Raw genomic sequence first — 11,515 nt, forward strand, 5'->3', positions numbered from 1 at the left:
AAATTCTGGCAGATTTTTTCAAAAAAATCCTTGACAAATCCCCGCACTTGACAGATACTTATATATAGAATGGGAATCGGTGCCTGCCTGCGAACCCTCTTTTTTCAGGTTAGATAAGTATCTAAGCACAATTAATTACACATCTAAGCCACTACTCCGTCAGGCTTCTGCGGTGGTGAGCAAACAGAGAACTGAAAACTCAAATCCGATCCCTAATAGCTGTATCCCGTCTCCTGTATCCTGTATCCTGTATCCTGTATCCTGTCTCGACTAGGAAATTAATTTTGCACGACTACTTGAGCGTCAAAAAAATAAAAACCTGATAACCAGTCCCTAACTACCTATAAGCTTTTCATCCAATCACTAATCAACCGGTTAACCTCTGTGGGAATTTCATCGTGGGGACAATGACCGGCAGTTAGATAATATTCTGTCAGAGAAGGATAGTATTGACGGAATTTGGCCCCGCGTTCCCTAGTATTCATCCAAGGGTCCCCTTCACCCCATAACATCAACAGGGGACAACTTAACTTTTGCAGGAGAATATCCACATTTTCCCCCCGGGGAGATTTAAACACAGAAGCAAAAACTTTGGCTGCTCCCGCATCCAGGGAAGGACGACGGATATCTTCTATTAACTGCTCGGTAATGGCACTGCGATCGAGATATACTTTCTCTAGGGTTTTGCGGATAGTTTTGGGTTGACGGGTATAGAGAAATAAGAGATAACTGGCGTGGGGTTGCAGCAAGATCGATCGCAGTAATTTTTGTGCTAAATTAGGCTGACGATTGCTTTCTGTCTCGCTAAAGGGACCGGCACTATTGAGGAGAATTAATCCCCGAACATTCTCGGAATGATTAGCAGCCACACAGAGAGAAGCGTAACCCCCCAGAGAATTACCGGCTAAAACCGTCGGTTGGCCCACAACTTCCTTGATAAAATCGTTTAATTGTTGCTGCCAAAGACTGCCACTATAGACAATATCCGGTTTAGCTGATCTACCGAATCCTAACAGATCGATCGCCCATACCTCCCATTCTGAGGCTAAACCTTGCACATTTTTTCGCCAATGGTCGGTGGAAGCGCCAAAACCGTGGACTAATAGTAAAGGGGGTTTTCCCGCAACTCTAGTACCCGCTTGCACATAGTGTATCGAATGTCCTTGCCATTGCCAATTTTGCTTTATCGTCAGGGCAGCTGTATTCATCGGCTGTTTTGTTAAGTAATGTTAATAATTCTTAGTCTAACCGATTGGGAAACTGGAGACAAAGCTAGAGATTTTTGGCCAAACCCCTTGACTGAAAACGGGACTTGACATATACTCATATATATAATGGGAATCCATGCCTGCCTGCGAACCCTTCATTTTTGGGCAAATAACCCTAAAAAACACTCTCAAAAAAAATCTTGAGCGGGATTAATCTGCTGGTATTGGTGGCTAACCCCAGAGAATTACTCCTGAATCATCGGGACAGTTTTTTGCTAATTCTGATATAACAGCTATGAAGATTTTGACGATTTTACGGGGATTAATCGACGAAAATCCCTTAAGTCAGGCGGATCTAGAAGATTTACTAGAGATCGAATCCTTAAGTTTTCAGCAGACTAACCCTCTCATCCTACAGGAAAGGGCGGAACTACTAATGATTCTCTGGCCGCGAGTCTGGCAAAAATGTCAGGAGTTAGGGATAAATCAGCCAAATCAGATTTTGATCAGCTGTTGGCGCTTCTGGATTCCCTGGGCGCTACAGCTACGCAGCCACGCAAAACCGTTGATTCAAGGCATTTTGGCCCCTCAAGGCACGGGAAAGACCACCTTAACATCCATAATGTCGATTATTTTAGCCTATTTTGATTTAAAAGTAAATAATCTCTCTTTAGATGATATTTATAAGACCTATAATGAGCGAATAAAATTGCGTCAAAAGGATGAAAGATTGCGCTGGCGTGGTCCACCGGGTACTCATGATATAGCATTAGGAATTAAAGTTTTAGAACAGGTTTGTCAGCAAAAAAGTCCGATTTTAATCCCGCGGTTTGACAAGTCCCTGCATCAAGGACAAGGAGATAGAATTGCAGCGGAACAAGTGGAACGAGTTGATATTCTTTTTTTCGAGGGTTGGTTTGTGGGCATGAATCCAATAGAAGAAACAGTCTTTGATCATGCCCCCGATCCGATTAATAGCGAAGAAGACCGACAATTGGCCAGGGATAATAATCAAAGATTGCGAGAATATCTACCCCTCTGGTCAAAAATCGATCGCTTACTGATTCTTTATCCCCTTGACTACCGTTACAGTTTACAATGGCGACAGGCAGCCGAAACAAAAGGAGGTATGACCCCATCAGAAATCGAGGAATTTGTCAAGTATTTTTGGAAAAGTTTACATCCGCAATTATTTCTGCCACCCCTGCTCAAACAAGCGCATCTAGTGGTAGAAATTAATCGGGATCATAGTCTAGGAAAAATCAGTTATCAGTAATGAGGGCATTACTTTTATTTATTAGACATCTCCAAAAATTATAACCCAGTCACAGCTTGCCTTTAGTTTATGTACTAACTAAATAGTTCGAGAACTGGAATGTATATCGTTGCTAATTCAATTTCACTGAAAAAATCTGAGGCAATTAAAATAATTTTTATTCGGGTAGATTCCTTAACTAGAAAGACTTTTGGTCTTGAGATAATATGAGGTCGAGGTCTATTATATTCTCCCCGCTCCTGTCTCCTGTCTCCTGCCTCCTCTTTACCAACTGATAAAGCTTATGATTGAAGTCGAACATCTGAGTAAAATTTATGGTTCTACCGCGGCAATCAGTGACGTGGATTTTACCGTAGAAAAAGGAGAAATTCTCGGTTTTTTGGGACCAAATGGAGCGGGAAAAACCACGACTATGAGGATTTTATCCGGTTATATTCCTGCCACGACAGGAACAGCAAGGATAGCAGGATACGATGTGCATCAACAATCCTTAGAAGTGCGTCGTCGCATTGGTTATCTTCCTGAAAATCCCCCCTTGTATCCAGAGATGACCGTGGAAAGTTTTCTTGATTTTGTGGCGCGGATTAAAGGCATCTCATCGGGGGATAGAAAAGCGCGGGTAGATTTAGTTTTAGGTAAATGTCAGTTACTAGAAAAAAGAAAAGTTATTATCCGCAAGTTATCCAAAGGTTATAAACAGCGTGTGGGAATTGCCCAAGCGATTGTACACGATCCACCGGTAATTATTTTAGATGAACCGACAGTAGGATTGGATCCGAAACAGATTATCGAGGTGAGAAATCTAATTAAAAGTTTAGCGGGAGAACATACAATTATTCTCTCCACTCATATTTTACCAGAAGTGAGTATTACCTGCGATCGAGCGACAATTATTAATCGGGGTCGCATCGTAGCCAATAATATTACTACCGCTACCCCTGCTGGTTCCAGTTATGAAATTGAGATCGAAGGTGATAGGGATTCCCTGTTAGAAATCCTTCAACAAATGCCGCAAGTCGAGCAAGGGGCAAAAGTCGGCGATAATCTGCTCAAAATTGTTGGTCAAGCGGGGACAAACCTAGGGGCAGAACTTGCTAGAATAGTTGTCAACAATGGTTATAACCTATTAGAAATGCGTCGCACGCGTAAAACCCTAGAAGACATCTTTCTGGAAGTAATCGGCAGCGGGGAAAGTAACCAGCAAGAGGAGAGACATGATCAATAATATCTGGGCGATTTTTCGCAAGGAATTTCAAAGCTATTTTACCGCCGCCAATGCCTATATCATTATGGGGATATTTTGGTTAGTAGCAGGATTTTTCTTTAACTCCCTTCTCTACGGCATTATTCTCGATATTGGTATCCAAGAACAATCGGGATTTCTGGTAGCCAGAGATACGGTGTCTGAATTTATGACCACTTTCATCGGCATTATTTTATCCTCTTTATTGTTGGTAATTTTGCCAGCCCTGTCTATGGGATTATACGCAGAGGAAAAAAAACAGGGAACCCTAGAACTTTTAGCCACTTCTCCCCTGACTAATTGGAGTATAGCCATCGGTAAATTATTGGGAGTGTTAGCCTTTTTTACCGTGATGATTACCCCCCTCTGGATTTACGAAATAGTGGTTTTTAGTACCGCAGTTCCCCCAGTAAATATAGCCAGTATTTTACTAGCTCATCTAGGATTAATTTTACTGGCAGCGGCCATCCTAGCCATCGGGATGTTTATATCTTCCCTCACCAATAGTTCTATCCTTGCTTACATCATCACCTTTATCACCATCTTATTTATCTGGATACTGGATGTAATTGCTAACAATGCCGAAACCTTCTTTCGAGATCGCATCGGAGGAGAAGTGGGAGAACAGATCGGATTTTTCCTGAAAGAATTACTATCCCATCTATCTTGGTATCAACCCTTTAACAATTTCGTGCGGGGAATTTTTGACAGTAGTAGTTTAGTCATCCTCCTCAGTTATATTCTGCTGGGAATCTTCCTAACTACTCAAGCGATCGAAGCGGACCGTTATCAAAGAAACTAACTATGAGATCCTGGCAAAAATACGGTAAATTTCTCTATATACCCGCCCTATTTCTGGGTAGTGCCGGCTTAACCGTGGGGTTAATCTCCGGTCAATGGTCATCCCTCTCTCTGGGGTTATTAATTGCCGGAGCTATTTTGTTTCTAGGGTGGCTGTTGTTATTAGTAATCACTTCCAAAGACTTTTGGCAAAAAAGAAGTACCCGCACCGGCACTCAAACCCTCATTACTACTATTATTGTCCTCAGCGTTATTGGTTTAATTAACTTTCTCGCCCTCCGTTATCCCTATCGAGTTGATTTAACCGAAAACCAAATCTTTAGTTTATCCCCCCAAACCGAAAGACTATTAACCAATCTGTCAAAACCCGTCAAAGTCTGGATTTTTTCAACCCGGGGAATCAGTGGCAACGAAGAGGAACTTTTAGCCAATTATCAACGCAAAAACCCCCAATTTCAGTACGAGATAGTTAATCCCGAGAAAAAACCCAATATTGTCCAAGAATTTAAAAAACTAGCTGATGATAATCTGTCTAGAGTCTATCTACAGTATGGTGACAAAAAACAACCTCTAAAAACTATTAGTGAAGAGGAAAGTCTCACCGAAGCGAAACTGAGTAACGCCATCGAAACCGCTAAAACCGATCGCACTTTAACCGCTTACTTTCTGCAAGGTCATGGAGAAAATGCCATCAAAGAACCTCAAGGGGGTTTAGGACAAGCAGTCAATAGTTTAGAAGCAAAAGGTTATCAAGTAGAACCACTTAATCTAGTGGAACGTTCCACCATTCCCAATAATGCCGATGTCATTATTATTGCCAGTCCCAAAAGAAAAATATTTCCCCAGGAAGTCACCGCTTTAAAAAACTATCTTGAGCAAGGGGGCAAAATTTTATTAATGATTGACCCCCAAACCGAAACCGGATTAGAACCCTTATTAACCCCTTGGGGTGTGAAACTGGATAATCGGATTATTATTGATGCTTCCGGTGCCGGGGAAATTATCGGTTTAGGTCCGGCTAGTCCCATTATTACCAATTACGGCAATCATCCGATTACTCGCGATTTTGCCAACGGTATTTCTATCTTTCCCTTTGCTCGTCCTATCGCTACCGTTCCCATCGAAGGAATTGAAGCCGTATCTTTAATGATTACTAATGATAAAATGTGGGCTGAGAGTGATTTAAATGATCAGAATCTCCAGTTTAACCCTGAAAAAGATTTAGCCGGCCCCTTTGATCTAGGAGTTGCCCTGACGGGAAAAAAAGGTAAATTAATCGTGATTGGTAATGCCAGCTTTGCCAGCGATGGACTGTTTGAACAACAGTTAAACGGAGATATATTTTTAAATTCTGTGCAGTGGTTAGCCAGTGGTGAAACAGCCACCTTATCTATCCGGGCCAAGGAACCAGAAAATAGAAGAATCAATTTAAATCCCCTGCAAGCTAACGCTATTTTTTGGATAGCGATGGTAGTGATGCCTTTAGTAGGATTTACCCTAGCTGGATTGACTTGGTGGCAACGTCGTTAATCGAGTTAGAATCTAGAAAAATCATCTCTCTTATTCCCCTAACTGCCATGACCACAACCCAAACCATCCCCCAATTGTTGACTTTTGATGACTATATCAATCAATATCCCGATGATGGACAACAATACGAATTAATCGCAGGAAAATTATTGCCCATGATGCGACCGATCGGAAAACACGAAGAAATTGGCGGATTTGTTTCTGGAACCCTATTCTTAGAGATAAATCGGCAGCAATTGCCCTATTTTATCCCTAATACTGCGGCAGTAAAACCCCTTCGACCCCATACAGGTTATCTACCCGATATTATTGTCTTAGACAGAGAAAATCTAGTTAACGATCCCTATTGGGAAACCGCTTCCTCAATTTCTCTGGCAACATCAGCTAAATTAATTATTGAAATTGTCAGTTCCAATTGGCGAGATGATTATCTGAAAAAATTCGACGACTACGAACAATTAGGAATTGCCGAATATTGGATTATCGATTATTTAGCCAAAGGTTCGGCCCGATATATCGGCAGCCCCAAAGAACCCACCATTTCTATCTATCAATTAATAGATGGAGAATATCAAGGTAATTTATTTAAACAGGATCAACGTCTTATTTCAGGGATTTTTCCAGAGTTAAACCTCACTGCTAATCAAATTTTTCGTGCTAGAGCTTAAAGAAAAACCCGTATTTTTAGATTAATTACTATTTTCCACCGTGGGAAGAGGAGAAGGTGATAAAACAGGAGGAGCGATCGGTTCAATTTTATCCTCATTAACCGGGGGATTAATCACCTCTGGAACAGGGGAAGGGGAAGGAGAAGGGGAAGGAAGGGGAGAAACTTGAGGACTTGGATCTGTTTCAGGAAGAGGAACAGGAATAGGAATTACTTCTTCTGGGGTGGGACTAGGAGTTAATTCTGGAGTCACTTCTGGACTAGGAATCACCTCTGGGGTAGGAGTCGGGGAGGGAGTAGGAGTCGGGGAATAAATGGGAGTCCGTTGACGAGAAGGTCGTCGGATAGGGGGAAAATCTTGGGAGGGAGGAGGAATGATTTCAGGACTAGGAGAAGGTTCAGGGGTTGGTAATGGTTCAATTTCCTCATTTTTGGGTAAAAGAGCCATAAATCCCCGATATCCTAGGGCAAAAGCCCCAATTGTCACCGCAAAAATCAGCAAAATCCACAGCCAAGGATTCTTTTTTTCCCCAGAATTGGGTTGAATAACCACAGTGGGGGAGACGGTTGGTTTTGGGGGTGTAGAGGACTTTAATCGGGGACTATGGGGAGAAACCGCGATAGTCGGTTGGGTGGACAAATCGGGGGATATTTCTGCCAAAGCTGCCAACATTTCCCTGGCAGTAGCAAACCGATCGCGGGGATGAAAACGGATCGCTCGATCGATTACCATAGCTAAATTAGGATTAACATTTTCTGCCTCCTGTCGCCAGAGAATTTCCCCCGTGCGCGAGTCAGTTTCTAGATATTGGGGAGTTTTTCCCGTTAATAAAAAAATCGCCGTTAAGCCTAGGCTGTAAAGGTCACTAGAAAAGACCGGTCTCCCGGCAGCCTGTTCCGAAGCCATATAACCGGGGGTGCCAAGGGCGATCGAATAGGCACTTTTTCCCGTAGGATCGAGTAAGGTGGCGACTGCCTCTTTCATTACCCCAAAATCGATTAAAACGGGCAAATTATCACTATTTCTTAAGATAATATTATCGGGTTTCACATCCCGGTGAATAATGCGGCGACTGTGAATAAAATCAAGAACAGGCAGTAAATTCTCCAAAATCGTCCGCACTGCTGAGGAGGATAAATTTCCCTGTCGTTGCTGTTTTTGGGTTAGTGTCTCCCCTTCAATCCACTCCTGCACCAGATAGAAGTGATTATCTTGGGCAAAATAACCGTATAAACGGGGTATTTGGCGATTTTGTTCCCCCAATTCCTCTAAAACGCTTGCTTCTTTCTGAAAACGTTCTTTTAACCATTCTGGCATCCCCTCACTTTGAATAGCCGGCTGCAATTTTTTAATCACACAGCGCCGTTGAGAAGGCATATTCGTATCGATAGCGATATAAGTTTCCCCAAATCCCCCCCTAGCAAGGATACTAACAATTTGGTAGCGATTGTTTAAAAGCACTAGATTCATTACCCTGAGAGTGCAAGCGTGGTCATAAATTGTTCCTAGACTAACATTCTTTCGTTAAGGAAAAAGTCAAGGGAAAAACTAGAATATCTCCTGCAAAAATCAAAAATCTTCCGTTAGGTAAGGAGACAGGATACAGGAGACAGGATACAGGAGGAGAAAAAAGGCAAGAGACAACTATTCTATCCATAAAACCTAAGATTATGTCGAATTTATCGGGGCTTTTAGATATTTTGACCGGATAGCGGCTCGATAACTTACCTTTGCAGGAGGTCTAGAGTCAAGTCTAAGGAATCCAGCGACGGATTTTCGTCCACAAAGGTGCATTATCTTGACTACTCATCTCCTGAAAACTTTGATAACAATCGTAGGCGCGATTAAGCTGGGCGGTGATTTCTGTCGCATTGGGATGGGAATTGCGATCGGGATGCCAATAACACAAGAGAGTTTTATAATTATTCTCAATCCGGCTAGTCGTGCTAAAAGGAGTAATCCCCAAAACTCGCCACCAAACGGGATTAGCGGACTCTATAATCATCACGGCCAAGGAACGGGGCGAAGGATAGAGAATTTGGGCGATTAATGACCAATCTGACCCATAACACCGCCGATAAACCGCTTTAACTCGCTCTTTTCCCAACTGTTCACAAGCTTGTAAATGCCATTGACGAAAATCCCTCCGCATCTGCTGATGAGTTCGCAAATCTCGCTGGGCAAATCTGCCCTCAGCTAGTTTATTAGTGCCAATAGTGTTAAAGTTACCATTAGCGATCGCTTTTAGATCCCAGTAAAGATGATAAAAAGGATCTTGACCCAAGGCGAGACTTTCCAGAATTTCCTTAGCGTAACCTCCAGCCGGATTTAACCGCAATAATTCCCCTAATTCCCGACAAAACTGCTCATTTTCGGGCATACCGCGCCATTGCCAATAGTTAACATCCGGTTTTGCCAGAGACTGCCTATATACACTGCGCCACACCTGCGGAACAGTACAGGCGATCGGGGTAGCCAAGGGAGTAGCCAGGGGACAAAATTGACCCTTTAAAGAGCTTTCAGGAGCATCTTCTAGTAAACAGGCAAGATGATAGGCGGGATGACTACGGGGCGTTTTTTGGGGGCTAATAAACCAAAAAGCCGTTAGAATGACAATTAAGTACAAGAGTAGAGAAAGAATTTGCTCCGCCATCGCAACTTTATAGTTAGTCTGCTCAGTTACCTGAAGAATTATAATTCGTGCTATGGTCGCTGAAAAGTTCTTTGTATCTCAGCTGATTGTCAGGAATCTACAAAACGGGGTGATATGTCGAAAGTTTCCCCATATCCTTACTCTGGTTATTCGGAAAGTTTCTGTATAATTAATAGTTAGATGGCTTAGGTTATAGGTTGGGGCATACTTGAAAAGTCTCTGTTCGAGTTCAAAAATTAAAGTGATCAGCACACCTGGAGCAATATGCTGCAATCAGAATCAAAAATTGCACTGCTAATTGATGCAGACAACGCCCCTGCATCAAAAATTGAGGCGATCATCTCTGAAATTGCAAAGTATGGAGTTGCCAATATTCGTAAGGCTTACGGAAACTGGAAAAGTCCTGCGCTGAAAGCTTGGGAGGAGTGTTTGCACGAATACGCTATTCGCCCCGTCCAACAGTTCGACTATACGAAGGGCAAAAATGCTACTGATGCTGCAATGATTATTGATGCAATGGATTTGCTGTATACACAACAGTTGGATGCTTTTGCAATCGTGTCGAGCGATTGTGACTTTACTCCTTTAGTGATGCGAATTTTGACAAATGGCTTAAAAGTCTATGGATTTGGCGAGAAGAAAACACCCTTGCCTTTTGTTTATGCGTGTTCAACATTTTTATACCTAGAAACTATTGATCAAGCAGTAAATTCTGAGGAGACTTCCAAAGTTTCTGCAAGTGTTAAGAAAACTGGTAAAGAGTTGAAGCAAGACACCAAATTAATCAGTTTATTGAGGGGCGCGGTTTCTAGCACTCTAGACGATGATGGTTGGTCGAATTTGGCAGAGATTGGCGGACACATAGCAAATCAGACATCTTTTGACCCACGCAACTACGGATATGCAAAGTTGAGTGGCCTGTTCGAGGCTATTGACTTATTCGAGATTCAGCGAAAAAATAAGGCAGTCTTCGTGAGGAGCAAGCAAAAGAATGGCACTACTCCAAAAACGTAGTGCAGATCTAGTAGGATGCGTTCCCTAATGTAAGTCCTACCGCTGCAGCGATCGATTTTGGGGAACACACCATGGTCATTGATTAAAGTAAATGATAATAAGCTAAAAACGTCTAGGCACAGGGACGGACGGGAGTGCGGTCGGATATAGACAAATATGGGGGCATTTTACCTTACTTTTTGGAGCCGTGATCTGTGGGCCATATGACATGATTAATAGAAGAAACAGGGAGGGTTCTTCGGTTTGTGCTATGCAATGGACGGAGTTATAAGGGATGAAACCCTTATAGAGAAGGACATTGATGCGATTTTTGTCAATTGTTTTCGAGCTAAAACAAACTAATCAATAGAACTCTTGCCAGATAAGGATTTAGTCGATTTATGCCCCCCTATCGAACCATACCAAGTAACGAAGAGCCACAGGGAGTAAAGAGCATGACTACCTATCAAGATGTTCGCCGGCAAGTTGAGAATCTCACCCCAGACGAGCAACTTCGCTTATTAAAAGAGTTAGCTGTAATGGTACGTCGCCCTATGCTTGTTAAGCCCAAGCATAGCATTATGGAACTAGAAGGACTAGGAAAAGAAATCTGGAATGGACTTGATGCTCAAGAGTACGTTAATCAGGAACGTGCCTCATGGAATGGCTGATGCAACTACAAGGTCAAGTTGTGGGGTTGGATACCGCACCACTCATTTACCTGATGGAGCAAAATCAGGCATATTTAGGGCTTGTGCGTGCCTTTTTTGGGGCGCTAAGTCGAGGCGAGTTTCAAGTTGTTACCTCTACGTTGACGCTGACGGAAGTTTTGGTGCATCCATTACGCTCAGGTAATGTAGAACTTGCCTGCCAGTATCGTGATATTCTTCTTGATCAAGAAAACTTAATTAGGGTTTGCTGAAAAAGTTTGTTGGTGGGGTTAGGAGTCAGTAGCCGGTCGTCAGTAGCCGGTCGTCGGGAGTTTCAGGCTTTGTTGCCCTCTCTTTTTTGTACCAACTGATGTACTACAATAAGGATAATGCCAGGTTTTTGATGGTCCCAATCCGATTTTCGCAGCATGAACATCGGATTTTAACAGGTCAAAAGCCTTATTTTAAAAGGGTTTTACCATTATTCAGCAAA

The 11,515-nt window shown here is 42.6% G+C and carries 11 protein-coding genes and 1 pseudogene; 9 read left to right on the forward strand and 3 right to left on the reverse strand.

Annotated features, from left to right (window positions below; translation table 11 throughout):
• Window positions 1–341: 341 nt before the first annotated feature.
• Entirely contained in the window at window positions 342–1,208 is an 867-nt protein-coding gene (locus PX481_RS24170) for an alpha/beta fold hydrolase (RefSeq protein ID WP_002757419.1), read from the reverse strand.
• A 295-nt stretch (window positions 1,209–1,503) separates the two neighbouring features.
• Between PX481_RS24170 and PX481_RS24175 the strand changes: the two genes are divergently transcribed.
• The 5 genes from PX481_RS24175 (at window position 1,504) to PX481_RS24195 (ending at window position 6,726) form a co-directional block, all read left to right on the forward strand.
• Window positions 1,504–2,484 (forward strand): hypothetical protein, encoded by a 981-nt coding sequence (locus tag PX481_RS24175; RefSeq protein WP_002757418.1) that lies wholly within the window; start codon window positions 1,504–1,506, stop codon window positions 2,482–2,484.
• Between the two features lie 283 nt (window positions 2,485–2,767).
• Window positions 2,768–3,709: an ABC transporter ATP-binding protein gene (locus PX481_RS24180; protein WP_002757417.1), complete on the forward strand. Its 942-nt coding sequence runs from the start codon at window positions 2,768–2,770 to the stop codon at window positions 3,707–3,709.
• Entirely contained in the window at window positions 3,699–4,529 is an 831-nt protein-coding gene (locus PX481_RS24185; protein WP_002757415.1) for an ABC transporter permease, read from the forward strand. Before PX481_RS24180 ends, PX481_RS24185 begins: the two co-directional genes overlap by 11 nt.
• A 2-nt stretch (window positions 4,530–4,531) precedes the next feature.
• Window positions 4,532–6,058 carry a GldG family protein gene (locus tag PX481_RS24190; RefSeq protein WP_002757413.1) on the forward strand — a complete coding sequence of 509 codons (1,527 nt, stop codon included), beginning with the start codon at window positions 4,532–4,534 and terminating at the stop codon, window positions 6,056–6,058.
• A gap of 47 nt (window positions 6,059–6,105) precedes the next feature.
• Complete coding sequence (locus PX481_RS24195) at window positions 6,106–6,726, forward strand: Uma2 family endonuclease (protein WP_002757411.1); 621 nt, start codon at window positions 6,106–6,108, stop codon at window positions 6,724–6,726.
• Window positions 6,727–6,747: 21 nt separating this feature from the next.
• On the opposite strand, the gene PX481_RS24200 is transcribed toward PX481_RS24195, so the two are convergent.
• Complete coding sequence (locus tag PX481_RS24200; protein ID WP_002757409.1) at window positions 6,748–8,196, reverse strand: serine/threonine-protein kinase; 1,449 nt, start codon at window positions 8,194–8,196, stop codon at window positions 6,748–6,750.
• A gap of 283 nt (window positions 8,197–8,479) precedes the next feature.
• A complete protein-coding gene (locus PX481_RS24205) occupies window positions 8,480–9,379 on the reverse strand; it encodes a J domain-containing protein (protein WP_288096463.1) in 900 nt (299 codons plus the stop codon).
• Between the two features lie 264 nt (window positions 9,380–9,643).
• Between PX481_RS24205 and PX481_RS24210 the strand changes: the two genes are divergently transcribed.
• The 4 genes and pseudogenes from PX481_RS24210 (at window position 9,644) to PX481_RS24220 (ending at window position 11,294) form a co-directional block, all read left to right on the forward strand.
• Window positions 9,644–10,393, forward strand: a complete 750-nt coding sequence (locus tag PX481_RS24210; protein WP_002757405.1) for an NYN domain-containing protein — start codon at window positions 9,644–9,646, stop codon at window positions 10,391–10,393.
• 243 nt (window positions 10,394–10,636) lie between these two features.
• Window positions 10,637–10,822, forward strand: a pseudogene (locus PX481_RS30230) (hypothetical protein).
• Window positions 10,774–11,043: a hypothetical protein gene (locus PX481_RS24215; RefSeq protein WP_288096466.1), complete on the forward strand. Its 270-nt coding sequence runs from the start codon at window positions 10,774–10,776 to the stop codon at window positions 11,041–11,043. The pseudogene PX481_RS30230 and the gene PX481_RS24215 overlap by 49 nt, the downstream one beginning before the upstream one ends.
• Complete coding sequence (locus PX481_RS24220; protein ID WP_002757403.1) at window positions 11,031–11,294, forward strand: type II toxin-antitoxin system VapC family toxin; 264 nt, start codon at window positions 11,031–11,033, stop codon at window positions 11,292–11,294. Before PX481_RS24215 ends, PX481_RS24220 begins: the two co-directional genes overlap by 13 nt.
• Window positions 11,295–11,515: the final 221 nt, after the last annotated feature.

This window comes from Microcystis sp. M53603_WE2, assembly GCF_030065435.1.

What these genes read in the sequence shown, in the direction of transcription:
- PX481_RS24170 (WP_002757419.1), bottom strand. Translation starts at nt 1,208, where the DNA reads ATGAATACAGCTGCCCTGACGATAAAGCAAAATTGGCAATGGCAAGGA.
- PX481_RS24175 (WP_002757418.1), top strand. Translation starts at nt 1,504, where the DNA reads ATGAAGATTTTGACGATTTTACGGGGATTAATCGACGAAAATCCCTTA.
- PX481_RS24180 (WP_002757417.1), top strand. Translation starts at nt 2,768, where the DNA reads ATGATTGAAGTCGAACATCTGAGTAAAATTTATGGTTCTACCGCGGCA.
- PX481_RS24185 (WP_002757415.1), top strand. Translation starts at nt 3,699, where the DNA reads ATGATCAATAATATCTGGGCGATTTTTCGCAAGGAATTTCAAAGCTAT.
- PX481_RS24190 (WP_002757413.1), top strand. Translation starts at nt 4,532, where the DNA reads ATGAGATCCTGGCAAAAATACGGTAAATTTCTCTATATACCCGCCCTA.
- PX481_RS24195 (WP_002757411.1), top strand. Translation starts at nt 6,106, where the DNA reads ATGACCACAACCCAAACCATCCCCCAATTGTTGACTTTTGATGACTAT.
- PX481_RS24200 (WP_002757409.1), bottom strand. Translation starts at nt 8,196, where the DNA reads ATGAATCTAGTGCTTTTAAACAATCGCTACCAAATTGTTAGTATCCTT.
- PX481_RS24205 (WP_288096463.1), bottom strand. Translation starts at nt 9,379, where the DNA reads ATGGCGGAGCAAATTCTTTCTCTACTCTTGTACTTAATTGTCATTCTA.
- PX481_RS24210 (WP_002757405.1), top strand. Translation starts at nt 9,644, where the DNA reads ATGCTGCAATCAGAATCAAAAATTGCACTGCTAATTGATGCAGACAAC.
- PX481_RS24215 (WP_288096466.1), top strand. Translation starts at nt 10,774, where the DNA reads ATGCCCCCCTATCGAACCATACCAAGTAACGAAGAGCCACAGGGAGTA.
- PX481_RS24220 (WP_002757403.1), top strand. Translation starts at nt 11,031, where the DNA reads ATGGAATGGCTGATGCAACTACAAGGTCAAGTTGTGGGGTTGGATACC.